Source organism: Coprococcus hominis (ex Arizal et al. 2022) (assembly GCF_040094675.1).
Taxonomy (GTDB): domain Bacteria; phylum Bacillota; class Clostridia; order Lachnospirales; family Lachnospiraceae; genus Coprococcus_C; species Coprococcus_C hominis.
Map to the genome: position 1 here is coordinate 290,077 of NZ_JBBNHG010000031.1, position 17,947 is coordinate 308,023.

Below are 17,947 nucleotides of genomic sequence, written 5' to 3' on the forward strand. Positions count from 1 at the left end.
TTGCTCCCCGTCTTAACGCTTAGACTTCCTTGTAGTCTCCATCAACTACATCGTCTGAATAATCTGGTGTGCCTGTGCCTGTACCAGCGTTTGCTCCAGGACCGTTCTGCTCATAGAGCTTTGAGAACAATTCCTGTGCGCTGTTCATCAGTGTTTCCTTACCAGCCTTGATCTTCTCTACATCGTAGTCTGTCATGGCATCCGGATCTGTGCTCTCGATGATATCCTTCAAAGCATTCAGATCAGCCTCTACCTTTGTCTTATCTGTTGCAGAAAGCTTATCTCCTACATCGGAAAGTGCTCTCTCTGTCTGGAATACCATAGCATCGGCATCATTACGAACCTCGATTGCTTCCTTACGCTTCTTATCCTGTGCCTCGTACTCAGCAGCTTCCTTAACAGCTCTATCGATATCCTCATCAGAAAGGGATGTTCCGGATGTGATTGTGATATGCTGCTCACGACCTGTACCAAGATCCTTTGCAGATACATTTACAATACCGTTTGCATCGATATCGAATGTAACCTCGATCTGTGGAACACCACGTCTTGCAGGAGCGATACCATCCAGTCTGAAACGTCCAAGGCTCTTGTTATCTCTTGCGAACTCACGCTCACCCTGTACGATGTTGATATCAACGGCATCCTGATTATCCTGAGCTGTTGAGAAGATCTGGCTCTTGTTTGTAGGAATGGTTGTATTTCTCTCGATCAGGTGTGTAGCGATACCACCCATTGTCTCGATAGAAAGTGTAAGTGGTGTAACATCCAGCAGAAGGATTTCGCCGGCACCTGCATCACCTGCAAGCTTACCACCCTGAATAGAAGCACCGATTGCAACACACTCATCCGGGTTGATACCCTTGAACGGATCCTTGCCTGTCAGCTTCTTAACCATATCCTGAACAGCGATGATACGTGTAGAACCACCGACCAGAAGTACCTTATCAAGCTCTGCTGCTGTCAGATCTGCATCCTTCAATGCTGTCTGTACAGGAACTCTTGTCTTATCTACCAGATGTGCTGTCAGCTCATCAAACTTTGCACGTGTCAGATCCATATCAAAGTGCTTTGGACCATCCTGGGTAGCTGTGATGAATGGAAGGTTGATGTTTGTTGTTGTAGCGGATGAAAGCTCTTTCTTTGCCTTCTCTGCTGCTTCCTTCAATCTCTGCATAGCCATCTTATCTGTTGAAAGGTCTACGCCCTCAGCCTTCTTGAACTCTTCGAGCATATACTGTGTAATTGCGTTATCGAAATCATCACCACCAAGCTTGTTATCACCGGCTGTAGCAAGAACCTCGATGACACCGTCGCCAATCTCAATGATAGATACATCAAATGTACCACCACCAAGGTCGTATACCATGATCTTCTGTTCTTCTTCGTTATCCAGACCATAAGAAAGAGCTGCTGCTGTAGGCTCGTTGATGATACGCTTTACATCAAGACCTGCGATCTTACCTGCATCCTTTGTTGCCTGTCTCTGTGCATCTGTGAAGTATGCAGGAACTGTGATAACTGCTTCTGTAACCGGCTCACCGATATAGCTCTCGGCATCTCTCTTCAGCTTAGAAAGAATCATAGCTGAAATCTCCTGTGGAGAATACTTCTTACCATCGATGTCTACCTTGTAATCGCTACCCATATGTCTCTTGATAGAAGCGATTGTCTTATCTGCGTTTGTAACTGCCTGACGCTTTGCTGCATCACCAACGACACGCTCGCCGGTCTTTGTAAATGCAACAACTGAAGGAGTTGTTCTTGAACCCTCAGCGTTTGTGATAACGACTGGCTTACCACCTTCCATAACAGCTACACATGAATTTGTTGTACCTAAGTCAATACCAATAATCTTACCCATAATATTTTTCCTCCTAATTATTATCCTTTAAAATATACTAAATGATTTATTGTAAAAGGTTAATTTGCAACCTTTACCATGCTGTATCGTAATACCTGATCCTTATACATATAGCCTTTCTGCATCTCTTCGGCTACGACATTCTCTCCGAAATTTTCATCCTCCACATGTGTTACCGCATTGTGGTAATCCGGATCAAATGGCTTGCCTTCTGCATCCATCGGCTTTACGCCAAGTCCCTCAAGTGATACCATGAGCTGCCGATAGATTTTATCGACACCCTGTTCAAATGCCCGGTCCATATCCTCTTCCGGAATACTGGAAAGTGCACGTTCCAAGTTGTCAACAACCGGAAGCAGCTTCTCTAAAACTTCCTTGGCTCCGATATCATACATCTTCTTGGATTCCTTCTCGTTACGCTGGCGCATATTCTCAAACTCTGCCAGCAGACGCTTATACTTTTCTTCGTTTCCGGCTGCCAGCTCCTTCGCTTTCTCAAGTTCCAGCTGAAGGGCCTTGCTGCCTCTGCGGTTTCCCTTGGATACCGGCTTCGGCTTTGCAGCTTCCACTTCTTCTTTCTTGTCTGCCGGAACAGTTTCTTCCTCGTTCACCTTCACGTCGGTTCCTTCTGTTACCGGAGCATCATCCACAGCCTTTACTTCCTCGACTGTCTCCGCTTCTTTATTTGCATTTACATTTGTCTTATTGGCCATTCTCATTCACCCCTTCGCCTTTCTTGAATATCTCATCGAGTTCAATTGTCAGATTCTTCAGTGTGCTGACAACCTTCTTATAATCCATTCTCTTCGGTCCCAATATTCCAATCGTTCCCTTTGCGCCTTCCGGCATCTGGTAGGTCGCTGTAACAAGAGAGCAATCTTTCAGGCTTGGTGTCTCATCTCCAATATATACCTGAATTCCGGATTCGTTTGTCTTTCCGGTCGTCTCTTCCAGCAAATGTGATACTTCATTTTTATCTTCCAGCTTTTCAAGCAGCTCACTCGTCTTGGAGATATCTCCAAGCTCCGGATACTTCAAAATGTTTGTCGCACCGCTGGTATAAACCTCAAGTTCCTGTGCCTCATGTATCGCTTCCACAATTCCCTGAAAGATCTGGTCTAATATCTCGCCATACCCTCCGGATTGCTTCTTCATCGCCTGAATCATCTCTAAATTGATGTCTTCTAAGCTTGCACCCTGTAAGAAGGTATTCAATAAGATATTAAATTTCAGAACATCTTCATTATCAAGGCTTACATTGATGTGAATCATCTGATTCTTAATAATGTTACCCTCAACCACTATGACGGCAAGAAGTGTTTTTTCATCAACAAGGGAAAGCTGGATAAACTTGACTGTTTTCTCATAATTTGGTGCTGTTACCATCGTTGCATAATTGGTATTGTACGCCAGTACCTTTGCAACCTGCTTTAAGAGCACCTCCATGCGATCCACCCGCTCTAACAGTGTGTCACGCTCCTGCTTTGCAACCTCAGCAAACTCTTCCTTTTCATCCATCAGCTGATCGACATAGAACCGGTATCCGGCATCTGTCGGAATCCGTCCTGCCGATGTATGCGGCTGAATAATGTATCCCATTTCCTCCAGATCTGCCATCTCGTTACGAATCGTAGCGGAACTTAAATTCAGATCCGTGTACTTTGAGATTGTTCTGGAACCTACCGGTTCCCCAGTCTCTAGGTAATTGGAAATAATGGCTTTCAGGATTTTTACCTTACGCTCATCTAATTCCATCTTATCACCTCTTTTATTTATTAGCACTCATATCTATCGAGTGCTAACCCTATTGGTAGACTACCACTACATATAGTAAATGTCAAGGAAAATTATCATAATTTTGTGAAAAAATTGTGTATTTCCATGTATAAGAAAAGAGTGCGGAAAACCGCACTCTTTAGGGGAGAAAAATCACGGATGATTGTAAATTTTATTTGTTATTTGCGTTTGGATTTTCCATCAATGTAACATCGACGGTTTTCTCCACATACGCATCGTCTTTCAGGTATTCATATGTGATTGGCACTGTCTCACCAACTGCATAATAATTCAGCTTTTCTGTCAGTTCCTCAGCACTGCTGATGGATTGTCCATCAATCTTTGTAATCACATAATTTGCTTTGATACCTGCCTTCTCAGCGGCACTCTTGCTTGCAACATCTGTGACAAGCACGCCCTCTGGAATACCATATGCTTCTGACACATCGGAAGATACGGTTGCACAGGAGATTCCAAGATAACCTTTCTCGCTCTCGTCAACCTTTTCACGTGTCTGACGGTTCATCAGATCATCCAGACGATCCTGTACGGCTGTAATTGGAATTGCATATCCCATACCTTCAACCGTTGTATCGGAATACTTCGAAGAGTTAATACCAATAACTTCGCCCTTCATATTCAGAAGTGCGCCGCCACTGTTACCAGGGTTAATGGCTGCATCGGTCTGAATGAGCGGTGTTGTATTCGTGCTGTTTGTACGATCCTTTGCACTGACAATACCGGTTGTAACGGATTGTCCATAGCCAAGTGCATTACCGATGGCTACGACCTGTTCACCGACCTTCAGGGAATCCGAATCACCAATCGTGGCGATCTTGATCTGATTCATCGTGGATTCCTTTATATCACTGAGCTTTACAACAACGATTGCAAGGTCCGTGTCGCTATCGGTACTCTTTACCTGTGCCTCGTAGCTCTCACCATCTGCAAACGTTACATTTACGGTTGTGGCATCACTGACAACATGGTTGTTTGTCACCATCAAAAGCTCGCTGTCATTCTCACCGATGATAATACCGGAGCCGGAGCCTTCTGCCTCATACTGCTGTGTATAACCAAACATACCCTGCTGCTCCACGATTGCCGAGATGTTAATGGCAACAACGCTTGGCATAACATTTTCTGCGATTGTGGAAACATCCATGCCATTTCCAACCGAAGCGGTTGATGTCAGGCTCAAAGACTGGGTTGTCGCTGCCGATGTTGTGGAAGCGACCTCTGTCGTTGTGTTTGTAAGTGCATCAAGCTTCTTGATCTGGTTTCCCGCGATTCCGTAGAATGCACCACCTGCAACACCACCAAATACGGCTGCACTTGCAACAACTGCCACGCCCTTCTTCCAGAAGGTACGCTTGTTATGTGGCGTCTTCGGTGATTTTGCTTTCTTGACTCTCTGTTTCTTTGCTTTCTTTACCTTTGCCTTTGGCTGTTCTGCGTCTGCATTCTGGAAACCATTCTGATAATAATTGTTCTGTCCATAATTATATGCATTCTGATTCGGCTGCTGGTAATTGTTATTATAATAATGCTCGGTACCCTGGCTCATCTGCTGGGCACGTTCTGCCATCGCCTGCATATATTCCTGTGTACGCATATCACCGTAGTAAGTACTTCCATACTGCTGTGCCTGTGTATAGGCATCCTCCTGTCTATGCTCTGCATTCTGTTCTGTTTGCTGTTCAGTACGCTTCAAATTATCCGTATTACCATCTCCGGTGTCATACGGTGTCTCCGCATGTGGTGTCTGATCCACATGTTCATTTTCTCTGTTATTCTCAAATTCATCCATCATATCAATTCCTCCATTCGACATAAGTTTTATTACTTATCTTTGTTATGGCTTAATCATAACCCCAAGCTATGGTTAAATTTTGAAGAAAATGTCAAGAAAATGTGAATTCCATTTATGGTGCCTGCAAACCTTGTTTTAGCATTTGCAGATTTTCTTCCATATAAGACAGGTATGTGCATCCTTTTTCTATGTCGTCCTTCGTCACGGACTGCATGGACGACAGATGCAGAATTTTGGGTTGCATCTCTGCGGATTCCGCAATCGTATTCGCGAGGCTGTCGGTACCATTGTCCACCACATAGATGGCTTGCAACTTGTACTCCTGCAGCTTCTCCGCCAGATAGGTAACTGTATGCACACTTGCCTCCACATCTGCAGAACAGCCCGAATATGCGGCAAAGTAATGAATATCATAATCCTCTGCCAGATACAGGAACGGGAACCGGTCGCCGACCAAGATCGTCGTCTGTGTGGCTGCGTCCCGCATCGTCTGATAGTCATCATCTAACGCTTCCAGCTTTCCAGTATATGTTTTAGCGTTTGCCACATACTGTTTTGCATTGTCAGAATCCAGTTCCGTAATAGCATCTGCTAACGTCTCGGTGCAGACGATTGCATTTTTCAGGGATAACCACACGTGCTCATCGTAATGGTCATCCTCTGCAGCATTCTGTCCATCCGTATTGTCTGCTTCGCCCTCTGCATGGTCTGCCGGTTCTGCTTCATGGTCATGGTCTTCATCGTCATGATCGTGATGATGGTGTTCTTCCACACCCTCTAACTCCACTTCATTTAACGCGCGGTTACCAACCAGATCTAACAGACTGATTGCAACAATATTTTCATTTCCGGACTCCACAAGCGCATCGCTCACCCATGTATCGCTCTCGCCACCGACATAGACTAACATCCGGCAATTCGCGATCTTCATGATATCCTGTGCGCTTGGCTGGTAGCTGTGTAAGTCCACACCGTTATCGACCAGCATCCGGCATGTAAATGTATCTGTGTCTCCAAGGATTTCCCGCACCCAGTCATACGCTGCAAAGGTCGTACATAGGATCACATTTTCGTCTTTGTCCGCCATTTGCACCGGCTTGGCACACCCGGAAAGCAGGGACAGACAAAGAACAAGAGCAATCCCGATTGATTTTAAATGTCTGTGCTTCATCATCGCCACCTCTACTCTCTGTGCAGTGCGATTCCGATGATGCTGAATATCACAAATAATACGATGTCAATCGCTACGATCGTCGCACTGACCGGTGTCGATGCCGCAATGGAAATGAGGATTCCCACGCCAGAGGATACCACACCATACACAGCAGAACAGATAAACACACTCTTATAATTCTTAAATACACGCATTGCGGAAAGTGCCGGGAATATGATCAGCGCCGATACCAGAAGTGATCCGACGATATTCATCGCAACTACGATCACAACGGCTGTGACTACCGCCATCAGCACATTGTAGGCGCCCGTATGAATACCGGTTGCGCGTGCAAAATTCTCATCAAATGTCACCGAGAAGATCTTGTGATAGTACAAGATGTAGAACACAAGTACCAACAGCGACATAATCAGGCAGATCCACACATCTGTATTCGATAATGTGAGTATGGATGCCGCGCCAAACAGTGTCGAGCACACATCCCCGGATACATTCTGCGATGTTCCGGATACATTCATGATCAGATATCCAAATGCCAGCGATCCAACGGAAAGCATCGCAATCACGGCATCTCCGTTGATCTTCGCATTCTGTCCAGTCTTCAGCATCAGGATTGCTGCCACAACCGTGATCGGCAATATTATAAGTGTATTGTTCGTCATCCGCAGCACCATCGCGATTGCCATCGCAGCAAATGCCACATGGGACAGTCCGTCTCCAATATAAGAAAAGCGTTTTAACACAAGTGTCACGCCAAGCATGGATGCACAAAAGGCAACCAGCACACCAGCAACTAAGATCCGACGGACAAATGGATATTGCAGGTATTCAACTAATGTATTCCACATATCTATACTCCTTCTTCTCTTGTCGCTGCGTAATCCGCATACTGTCTGCCGATTGCGCTCTTCAAATACGCTTCCTTGGAATCGAAAAACTCTGGTTTATCACTCACATGCAGCACCTTGTTCGCATATTGTGCGGCTGCCTGTGTATCGTGCGATACCATAATGATCGTGATACCTTCCCGGTTCAGCTTCTGGATCAGCTCATACATCTCGGCTGTCACACGTGGATCCAATCCCGCTACCGGCTCATCAAGCAACAAGAGCTTCGAGGTTGCACAGAGTGCCCGCGCAAGCAACACGCGCTGCTGCTGTCCACCGGACAGATCGCGGTAGCATTTCTTCATGAATGGTTCAATCTCCAGCCGTTTCATGTTCTTCTGTGCGATTTTCCGCTCCTCTTTGTTATAGAATGGACGCATGCCACGTTTCGACAAGAACCCTGACAAAACGATTTCCTGCACGGATGCAGGAAAATCGCGTTGTGTCACAGTCTGCTGTGGCAGATATCCAATTTCATTTGCTTTCAAATCTTCGCCTCTGACAAGCATTCCCTGCATAGGACTTTTCAGTCCCAGAATCGCTTTCATCAGAGTACTTTTTCCGGAACCGTTTTCTCCAAGGATGCAGAGATAATCTCCTTGTTCGAGACGGAAATTCAGATGTTCAACCACTGGTTTTCCTTCGTATCCAAGGGATACATCTTCACATGATAGAACCATCGCGGTTCCTCCTTTCTAATTCTCCTTAATTAGTTGAAATATACAAGTTCTTCTTCGGCTGGTTTGGCCGGTTCGATCTTCGTGGCACGGATCACAGGTCCTTCGCCCTCAAACTCCGGATAAAATTCTTTGTCAATGGTTCCCGTAACTGTTACCCACTGTCTGTCCTTCAGATGCTTTGCCAGATCGGAATAGCACTTAAATCCGATAAATGCGACATCTTCGGCACAGCAGGTCATCGCAAATCTACCTGGTACGAATTCGTTTGCCTTGTAGCTTTTCGGCTTGTGTACCATCGCCTTAAATGTGATCTGCTTTCCGACGTATTTGTCCGGATTGTCGCAGGCATCAATATAGAAGATACCATAATCTTCATCCTCGAGTGTGATACTTGGCTTGTCGATCTCATATGGCAGATCTAACTCCTCATCACCGACATCGGCTGCGCCATCCTTGTTCTCGAAGATCACCTGCGCACGACGATTTACCGCACGAATGCTCCGGCGGTACTCCGCACGCTTTGTATTCTCATCGCATCGGTTGAAGATGATCATATCTGCGCTCGATAACTGTTCCATCATCATCGCTTTCATATTTGCTACATATACATCAAAGGTGGATGCATCGACAAATGTGATTACCTGTACGATTGTCCAGCCCTTTGGCACGCGGATGGAAAACAGCTTATCCATCTTCCATGTACCGTTATACTCGATCATCACACGGGTCGGCTTATACTTATCCTGCAGGTCAAGCAGATATTCGGTATTTAAGTTGGATTCCTCCAGATATTCCACGAAGATATTCTGACTCTTCAGATACTCCTCATCGTACTCCTCGATTCCCTCTTCGCAGACAAGCAGAAGGGTCGGTTCGCCTTCTGTAAATCCACGGTCAATCAGAGTTTCGTTCGCAAAGGTTGTCTTTCCGCTTTCCAGAAAGCCCATAAACATATATACCGGAATCTCTTCTACTTCCTTTGTTGGTCCCATACTCTATTTCCTTTCTTCTCTATCCTTTACGCAAAGTGCCGGGATTATGCAACCCCGAACAACTCTGCCAGCTTATCTTCCTTCAGATTGCTTCCGATGACACAAAGCTTACCTGTGTAATCAGCTGCGCCCTTACGGATCTCATATTCGCCCGGTGTCAGGTCGAAGTGAATCCACTCGCCGTCCGTATTTGGAACAATACCCTTGGCACGCAGGATGATACCATATTCGTCTGCGTTGTCAGCCAGTGTCTTCAGGATCTGTTCCATATCGGCATCTGCAAACTTCTTAGCAGTCTCCTTGCCCCAGCTTGTAAATACCTCATCTGCATGATGATCATGATGGTGGTCATGGTCGTGGCAGCCACATGTACATCCAGGTCCATGCTCGTGATGGTCGTGATCATGATGATGCTCGTGTTCCTCATGCTCGTGATCATGATGATGTTCATGCTCCTCATGCTCGTGATCATGATGATGTTCATGCTCCTCATGGTCATGATCGTGATCGTGGTGATGATGCTCTTCCTCATGCTTTCTTGCAATCTCAACTGCCTCTTTGATCAGCTTATCGAGCGTATTTGCATGTTCCATCGCATCCAAGATTACCTTACCGTCGATGTCATCCCAAGGTGTTGTGATAATGGCTGCATCCTTGTTATGCTCACGCAGCATAGCAACTGTATCGTTTACCTTCTTCTCCGGTACATTCTGTGTACGGGAAAGTACAATCGTTCCAGCACTTTCTACCTGGTTGTTGAAGAACTCACCGAAGTTCTTCATATACATCTTGCACTTTGCCACATCAACAACGGTTGTTGCACTGTTGATTACAACATCCGCATCCTGCTTTGCATCTTCAACTGCCTTCATAACATCTGACAGCTTACCAACACCGGATGGCTCGATGATTACACGATCTGGTGCATAATCCACGATTACCTTCTTCAATGCTGTACCAAAATCTCCAACAAGGGAACAGCAGATACAACCGGAATTCATCTCTGTGACTTCCACACCTGCATCCTTCATGAAACCGCCATCAATACCGATCTCACCAAATTCATTCTCGATCAATACAAGCTTCTCACCCTGATATGCCTCGGCAATCAGTTTCTTAATCAATGTTGTCTTGCCTGCACCTAAAAATCCTGAAAGAATATCAATCTTTGTCATCTCTATTGCCTCCTAAAAATTATTTCTATTTTTGTCAACTTTATATAATAGCACATTTCTATTATTTTTTCCATATGCTATACATCCTTATTCTTCAAAGTCACTTCCATCTGGTCAAACGGAATCTCGATTCCCTGCGCATCAAATGCATATTTGATTGCTTCCTGTATCTCCCATTTTGCCTTCCAGTAGTTCTCTGTCGCAACCATACAGCGGACACCCATCTTGATGCTGCTGTCCCCGAAGGAATCCACGAACACATCGACTTCCTTCGTCTTATCATAATACTGGTTCTCCGTCACAACCTGATACAGCGTATCCTTCACCTTTTTCAGATCAGAATCATACGCAACGCCGATTGAGATATCCAGTTTTCTTATTCCTGCTGCTGTCACATTGACAAGCGAATGGGATGTAATGTTTCCGTTCGGAATCACAATGATCCGGTTATCGTATGTCTGCAGCTTCGTGTAGAAAATGTCGATCGACACGACCGTACCTTCACACTGCTTGTCGTTCTCAATGATATAATCCCCGACACGGAACGGCTTGAGTATCAGGATCAGCACACCGCCTGCGAAGTTTGCCAGACTACCCTGTAGCGCAAGACCGATTGCTAAACTGGCAGTACCAAGAATCGTAACTAACGATGTCACCTGAAATCCGACAATAGATGCAGCCGTGATAAATACGATAGCATAAAAAGTGAATTTAATCAGCGATAACAGAAAAGATGCAACACTTTCCTCCATGTTTGATTTCTTGAAGGATTTGCGTATCATCTTCACGATCAGCTTCGACAGCTTCATGCCGATATACATACATATAATTGCAAGTACTAACTGAAACCCTTTATTTAACGCCCAGTCTCCAAGCTTGCTCAGATACTCTTCAATCTTGGACGATTCAATGTCTTTGATGTCTTCCAATCAAGTCCCTCCTTTTTATGTTCATATAAGTAAATATTCATTTATCCATAAAACTTCACAGGCTGCCCTTCTCACGAAGGACAGCCCGTTTCATCTTAATTATTTGCCAATTTTCTTCTTGAATACGCTGATCGAAAGTGGTGGTACTGTAACGGAGATATAATGTTCCTGTCCGTCACACTCTGCTTTCTTCGCCTGTTTCACTGTCTTGTTATTTCTGCCCTCGCCACCATAACGGTTGTTATCGCTGGAGAAAATCTCCTGCCATCTTCCGCCGGATGGAGTAGCAAGCTTGTATGCTTTGTGTTCCATCGGTGTGAAGTTACAGATGATCAAAAGCGTATCGCTCTCCTTCTTACCTTTTCTAACATAAGAAAGAAGGCTTGTATTTGCACTATTACAGTTGATCCATGTGAATCCTTCCGGTGAAGAATCAAGCTCATACAATGCAGGTTCCGTCTTGTAAAGTTCATTCAACTCTTTAACGTACCCCTGCATAAATACATGTGCATCAAACTCGAACAGTGACCAGTCTACTTCCGCATTCTCGTTGAATTCCGTAAACTGCGCAATCTCCTGTCCCATGAACAAAAGCTTCTTGCCCGGATGCGTCATCATATACCCATATGCCACACGCAGATTCGAGAATTTGTCTTCGTATCCGCCCGGCATCTTCGCAATCATAGATCCTTTCTCATGAACAACCTCGTCATGGGAAAGTACGAGAATAAATTTCTCGCTGTATGCATATACCATACTGAACGTCAGATCGTTGTGATGATATTTGCGGTACAACGGATCAAGCTTCATATAGTTCAGGAAATCATTCATCCATCCCATATTCCACTTGTAATCAAATCCAAGTCCGCCAGCCTCAACCGGATGCGTCATCATCGGCCATGCGGTTGACTCCTCCGCAATCATGATAACTCCCTTGTGCAGTTCATGCATCTTGCTGTTTAATTCCTTAATGAAATCAATCGCTTCGAGATTCTCATTGCCACCATAGATGTTCGGCAGCCACTCACCATCGCCACGTCCATAATCCAGATACAACATGGATGCGACCGCGTCAATCCGGATACCATCAATATGATATTTCTCCGCCCAGTAAAGAGCATTCGCAACTAAGAAATTCCGGACTTCATTGCGTCCGTAATTGTATATATATGTCCCCCAGTGTGGATGTTCCCCACGCTTAGGGTCCTCATGCTCATAAAGTGCTGTGCCATCAAATCTGCCAAGTCCATGCTCATCCTTCGGAAAATGTGCCGGAACCCAGTCTAAGATCACGCCGATTCCCTTGCTATGCAGATAATCAACAAAATACATAAAATCTGCCGGTGAACCATAACGGGAGGTCGGTGCATAATATCCGGTTACCTGATAGCCCCAGGACGGATCATACGGATGCTCCATGATTGGCATCAACTCGACATAATTATAATTCATCATCAACAGATAATCTGCAAGCAGGCTCGCAATATCGCGATAATTGAAAAACTCTCTGCCATCGGTCGGACGCTTCCAGGAACCAAGATGCATCTCATAGATTGCCATCGGCTGTGCGTCTGTATCTTTCGTCTCCCGCTTCTCCATCCATGCGGTATCTTTCCACTTATAGGAAATATCCACGATACGGGATGCATTTGCCGGACGGACCTCGCTGCTGAACGCATATGGATCACTCTTCATGAATACCTGTCCGGACTTCGCCTTGATCTCATACTTGTATATCTCGCCAACGAGCTTACCCGGGATAAACAACTCATAAATACCGGAATAATCCAACTTCCGCATCGGATGCCGTCTGCCATCCCAGTTATTGAAATTACCAACCACCGATACTCGGTCTGCATTCGGTGCCCATACAGCAAACAGTACACCTTCCACACCATCCACGGTCATTGGATGTGCACCCATCTTCTCATAGATGCTATAATGTTTTCCCTCGTTGAACAAACTGATATCAATCGGATCAATTACCGGTTCGAACACGTACGGATCAAAATATGTCACTTCGTCACCATTGTCAAACCGGACGTTCAATTTATATTCAAATGGTTTCTTATCTTTTATAACCACAGAGAAAAAACCCGGCACACGCTCCGATACAAGCGTGTACTTCTTCTTCGTGGATACCTCAATGGCATTCACAACCTTTGCCCCCGGCAGATATGCATTGATATACAGATCATCGATACACTCATGCATACCAAGAATATGATGCGGGTTGTTATGAATACCCTGGACCAAAGCATCGACTTCCATCCAGTTTATAGCAAAAATTGCTTTTCTTTTGGACATGTCAAATGTGTCTCCTCTCTACAATTTATGAATGAAGATTCCACTTCTTAGCTTTGGTTCAAACCAGGTTGACTTCGGTGGCATCAACCGTTTTGCATCAGCAACCGCAAAAAGCTCCTCAATTGATGTCGGATACATCGAAAATGCAAGCTTCATATCACTGTTTGCACGTCGTTCCAACTCCGCAAGACCGCGGATTCCTCCGATAAAATCGATTCTTTTATCGGTTCTCGGATTTTCAATTCCAAGAATCGGTGCAAGGAGATGATCCTGTAAAATTGAAACATCAAGTCCATCCACCGGATCTTCAGATAGTATATGTGATTTTGCACGCAACTTATACCAGATACCATCTAGATACATGCCAAAGGCTGCCTTTTCTTCCGGCTGATATGCTTCCGTAACCGCTTCTACTTCGAAATCTGCCTTGACCGCATCTATAAATGCATCCGCAGTATACCCATTCAAATCATGTACAACACGATTGTATGGCAGGATTTTCAGCTGATCATGCGGAAACAGAACCGACAGGAAATAATTGTATTCTTCCTCTCCGGTATGGTTCGGATTTGCATTTCTGCGTTTGATTCCAACTTTGACCGCTGACGCTGCACGATGGTGTCCATCTGCAATGTAGATCTGTGACATCTCAGAAAATACATGCTCAATTGCCGCAATATCCGCTGCATCTGTTACCAGCCATACGCGATGTGTAATTCCATCCTCTGAGACAAAATCGTTCTCTGCCGGACGCGCCTTAATCTTCGTTACAATTGCATCAATCGCAGCCTGTGCCCGGTACGCAAGAAAGATCGGACCTGTCTGTGCATCACATGTATCCACATGTGTAATACGGTCAATCTCTTTATCTTCCCGTGTATTCTCATGCTTCATGATGACACCGGACTCATAATCCTCAATGGATGCACATGCCACAATTCCGGTCTGGGATCTTCCATCCATCACAATCTCATACAGATAATACATCGGGACTTTATCTTCCACATAGTCACCGCGCCCGATCATATCGTCCAACAGTTCCTTTGCCTTTTCATACACACATGGTGCATAGGTATCCACGCTGTCATCAAACGCGGTCTCTGCCCGGTCAATACGGAGGAAGGAAAGCGGTTTTCCTTCTACTTCTTTTTTGGCTTCTTCCCGGTTATATACATCATATGGCAACGCTGCCACTTCACTGACAATTTCTCTTCTCGGTCTATACGCTTTAAATGGTTTAATGATTGCCATGTATCTTCTCCTCTAATTATCAGCTCTGTCTATTCTGACAGCTTATCCACGAATTGCCTTTACCGCCGCATCGATGGACTTCTTATACTCTTCCTCGGAAGAATTGTTGAATACAAACAACTCCGGAATATTGTCCGGCTGCTTGAAATTCTGTGTTGCAATATACTCATCCCAATGTGCAAGCTTCCATGCATCACGGTCAGATGCACGCTTGATCATACGCTCGTGGCATACTTCAACATCTGTATGTACCCATACTACAAATAATTCTGCATCCTTTTCCTTTAATTTTGCACGCAGATTGTCAAGATATTCGTTATCACGGATCTCTTCTGTGAACGGGGCATTGATCAAAACTGTGTCGTTGTACTCCAATGCTTCAAATGCAAAATCAAGGACTGCATAATACTCATAATCACGAATCTCTCTCTGGAAGAAATCAGATGAACGATTGTACTCTTCGCCAGCCACCTTGAAAATCTGCTTGGACAATACAATCAGGGTATCCTTGTCCAGATATACGCAGTTTGGAAGTGCTTTTGCAAGCTTACGGGAAATAAATGTCTTGCCACAGGCTGGTGGTGAAGTTACTAAAATCAATTTCTTCATGGTTGGTGCCTCCTATATATGTACATAAAAATTCTCTATATGTTCTACCTCTGTATGCAACGCATACAACAAGAACCTAATTATTTCAATTTTACCACAAAAGAAAAGAACAAACAAGCTTTTCCATTCTGTTTCGTCATGAAAAATGTCTGTTTGTCCTTTTTCTTAATTTTATTTACCTGCTACGCAATCGCGCAAATTACTTCTTTGTAATGTAACCCTGTGCTTTGAGAAGCTCTGCACATAATACAGCACCACCGGCAGCACCACGAACGGTATTATGAGAAAGTCCAACGAACTTCCAGTCATAGACAGAATCCTCACGGATACGTCCAACGGAGATGCCCATGCCATTCTCATAATCCACATCCAGAGTAACCTGTGGACGGTTATCCTCTTCCATATAACGGATAAACTGCTTTGGAGCACTTGGAAGTCCAAGCTCCTGTGGAACGCCCTTGTAAGACTCCAGCTTCTCGATCAGCTGTTCCTTTGTCGGATTTTTCTTGAACTTTACAAATACAGCTGCTGTATGTCCGTTCAATACCGGTACACGGATACACTGGCATGTGATAACCGGACTTGTCGCAGGAACGATTTCACCCTTCTCCTCATCAATATGTCCCCAGATACGAAGTGGCTCCTTCTCGGATTTTTCTTCCTCGCCGCCGATAAACGGGATGATATTTCCAACCATTTCCGGCCAGTCCTTGAATGTCTTTCCTGCTCCTGAGATTGCCTGATAGGTTGTTGCAACAACCTCGTATGGCTCGAATTCCTTCCATGCAGTAAGCACTGGTGCATAAGACTGGATCGAGCAGTTCGGCTTTACAGCTACAAATCCTCTTGTCGTACCAAGACGCTTCTTCTGGAACTCGATAACCTTCATATGCTCCGGGTTAATCTCCGGAACTACCATCGGTACGTCCGGTGTCCAGCGGTGCGCGCTGTTGTTAGAGACAACCGGTGTCTCTGTCTTTGCGTATGCATCCTCGATAGCTTTGATCTCGTCCTTAGACATATCAACAGCACTGAATACAAAATCAACGGTAGAAGCAACCTCTTCTACTTCGTTTACATTGTGTACGACCAGCTTCTTAACCGCTTCCGGCATCGGTGTATCCATCTTCCAACGGTCACCAACTGCCTCTTCGTAAGTCTTGCCTGCACTACGTGGGCTGGCTGCCACTGTCACAACCTCAAACCATGGATGGTTCTCAAGAAGTGAAATAAATCTCTGTCCAACCATACCGGTTGCACCAAGAATACCTACCTTTAACTTATCACTCATTCTATTATCCTCCAACTCCTGTTTACTGAATTACACGTACTTTCAATACGCCATCGATACTGGAAATAGACTTTACAGTATCTTCATCTGCCTTCTCAGAAATATCAAATACCGAGTAAGCATAATCACCCTTTGACTTGCTTACCATGTCAGATACATTGATGCCCTTGGAAGCAAATGCACCAGTAAACTGCGTGATCATATTCGGAATATTCTTGTGACATACACAAACTCTTGCTGCTTCCGAACACTTGCCGGCATCGCAGGCCGGATAGTTTACGGAATTTTTGATATTACCATTCTCGATAAAATCAACGATTTCTTTCACTGCCATCACTGCACAGTTATCCTCAGATTCCTCTGTGGATGCGCCAAGATGTGGCAATGTGATTACGTTATCAACTCCGGCAATCTTTGCATTTGGGAAATCTGTTACATACTTAGCAACCTTTCCGCTTGCAAGTGCCTCGATCATATCATCATCATTTACAAGAATATCTCTTGCAAAGTTCAGGATCTTCACGCCATCCTTCATCATGGCAAATGCATCCTTATTGATCATGCCCTTCGTAGAATCAAGCGCCGGTACATGTACAGTAATGTAATCACACTCTTTATAAATATCTTCTACATTCTTGATGTGTTTTACATGGCTGGAAAGTCTCCATGCTGCATCGACAGACACATATGGATCATAACCATATACTTCCATGCCAAGACGGAAACCGATGTTCGCTACCTTGGCGCCGATTGCACCAAGACCGATGACGCCGAGCTTCTTACCCATGATCTCGCAGCCGGCATAGTGTTTTTTCTGCTTCTCAACTGTCTTTGCGATATTCTCGTCTGATGCATTCTCCTTTACCCAGTTATAACCACCCATCAGGTCTCTGGATGCGAGCAAAAGTCCTGCAATGACAAGTTCCTTTACACCGTTTGCATTGGCGCCCGGTGTATTAAATACTACGATTCCTTTCTCTGCACACTTGTCAAGTGGGATGTTGTTGACACCCGCACCGGCACGTGCGATTGCAAGCAGATTATCGGAAAGCTCTAAGTCATGCATAGCTGCACTTCTGACAAGTACCGCGTCTGCTGCTGCAAAATCGTCTACTACTTCATATGTATCATTGAACAAATCCATACCGCAGGCTGCGATCGGATTCAAGCAATTAATCTTAGCCATTTTCTTCTCTCCC

The 17,947-nt window shown here is 44.9% G+C and carries 15 protein-coding genes; all 15 read right to left on the reverse strand.

Annotated elements, in window-relative coordinates; all coding sequences use genetic code 11:
- Positions 1 to 19 precede the first annotated feature (19 nt).
- The 15 genes from dnaK to AAAT93_RS06960 all read right to left on the reverse strand — a co-directional run bounded on the left by dnaK (position 20) and on the right by AAAT93_RS06960 (position 17,934).
- Complete coding sequence (gene dnaK / locus AAAT93_RS06890) at positions 20 to 1,864, reverse strand: molecular chaperone DnaK (RefSeq protein ID WP_118545076.1); 1,845 nt, start codon at positions 1,862 to 1,864, stop codon at positions 20 to 22.
- Positions 1,865 to 1,923: 59 nt separating this feature from the next.
- Positions 1,924 to 2,577, reverse strand: a complete 654-nt coding sequence (gene grpE, locus AAAT93_RS06895; protein WP_420315033.1) for a nucleotide exchange factor GrpE — start codon at positions 2,575 to 2,577, stop codon at positions 1,924 to 1,926.
- Entirely contained in the window at positions 2,567 to 3,619 is a 1,053-nt protein-coding gene (gene hrcA, locus AAAT93_RS06900) for a heat-inducible transcriptional repressor HrcA (RefSeq protein WP_021984329.1), read from the reverse strand. The genes grpE and hrcA overlap by 11 nt, the downstream gene beginning before the upstream one ends.
- 193 nt (positions 3,620 to 3,812) lie before the next feature.
- On the reverse strand, positions 3,813 to 5,474 hold the full coding sequence (locus AAAT93_RS06905) for a S1C family serine protease (RefSeq protein ID WP_227572866.1): 1,662 nt from the start codon (positions 5,472 to 5,474) through the stop codon (positions 3,813 to 3,815).
- A gap of 91 nt (positions 5,475 to 5,565) precedes the next feature.
- Positions 5,566 to 6,624, reverse strand: a complete 1,059-nt coding sequence (locus AAAT93_RS06910) for a metal ABC transporter substrate-binding protein (RefSeq protein ID WP_182439217.1) — start codon at positions 6,622 to 6,624, stop codon at positions 5,566 to 5,568.
- An 11-nt stretch (positions 6,625 to 6,635) separates the two neighbouring features.
- Complete coding sequence (locus AAAT93_RS06915; protein WP_117780694.1) at positions 6,636 to 7,475, reverse strand: metal ABC transporter permease; 840 nt, start codon at positions 7,473 to 7,475, stop codon at positions 6,636 to 6,638.
- A gap of 2 nt (positions 7,476 to 7,477) precedes the next feature.
- A complete protein-coding gene (locus tag AAAT93_RS06920) occupies positions 7,478 to 8,194 on the reverse strand; it encodes a metal ABC transporter ATP-binding protein (RefSeq protein ID WP_118670869.1) in 717 nt (238 codons plus the stop codon).
- Positions 8,195 to 8,223: 29 nt separating this feature from the next.
- Positions 8,224 to 9,186 carry a TIGR03943 family putative permease subunit gene (locus AAAT93_RS06925; protein WP_021984324.1) on the reverse strand — a complete coding sequence of 321 codons (963 nt, stop codon included), beginning with the start codon at positions 9,184 to 9,186 and terminating at the stop codon, positions 8,224 to 8,226.
- A gap of 44 nt (positions 9,187 to 9,230) precedes the next feature.
- The gene (locus tag AAAT93_RS06930; RefSeq protein WP_117780696.1) at positions 9,231 to 10,361 is read right to left on the reverse strand and encodes a CobW family GTP-binding protein; all 1,131 of its coding nucleotides are present in this window, start codon (positions 10,359 to 10,361) and stop codon (positions 9,231 to 9,233) included.
- A 77-nt stretch (positions 10,362 to 10,438) separates the two neighbouring features.
- Positions 10,439 to 11,290, reverse strand: a complete 852-nt coding sequence (locus AAAT93_RS06935) for a mechanosensitive ion channel family protein (protein ID WP_021984321.1) — start codon at positions 11,288 to 11,290, stop codon at positions 10,439 to 10,441.
- A gap of 99 nt (positions 11,291 to 11,389) precedes the next feature.
- Positions 11,390 to 13,597, reverse strand: a complete 2,208-nt coding sequence (gene glgB, locus AAAT93_RS06940; protein ID WP_227572867.1) for a 1,4-alpha-glucan branching protein GlgB — start codon at positions 13,595 to 13,597, stop codon at positions 11,390 to 11,392.
- A gap of 18 nt (positions 13,598 to 13,615) precedes the next feature.
- Positions 13,616 to 14,848, reverse strand: coding sequence for a DUF1015 domain-containing protein (locus tag AAAT93_RS06945; RefSeq protein ID WP_117780697.1), 1,233 nt, complete (start codon positions 14,846 to 14,848; stop codon positions 13,616 to 13,618).
- A 42-nt stretch (positions 14,849 to 14,890) separates the two neighbouring features.
- On the reverse strand, positions 14,891 to 15,457 hold the full coding sequence (locus AAAT93_RS06950; protein WP_021984318.1) for an AAA family ATPase: 567 nt from the start codon (positions 15,455 to 15,457) through the stop codon (positions 14,891 to 14,893).
- Between the two features lie 199 nt (positions 15,458 to 15,656).
- The gene (gene asd / locus AAAT93_RS06955) at positions 15,657 to 16,748 is read right to left on the reverse strand and encodes an aspartate-semialdehyde dehydrogenase (protein WP_227572868.1); all 1,092 of its coding nucleotides are present in this window, start codon (positions 16,746 to 16,748) and stop codon (positions 15,657 to 15,659) included.
- 22 nt (positions 16,749 to 16,770) lie between these two features.
- On the reverse strand, positions 16,771 to 17,934 hold the full coding sequence (locus AAAT93_RS06960; protein ID WP_117780699.1) for a phosphoglycerate dehydrogenase: 1,164 nt from the start codon (positions 17,932 to 17,934) through the stop codon (positions 16,771 to 16,773).
- Positions 17,935 to 17,947: the final 13 nt, after the last annotated feature.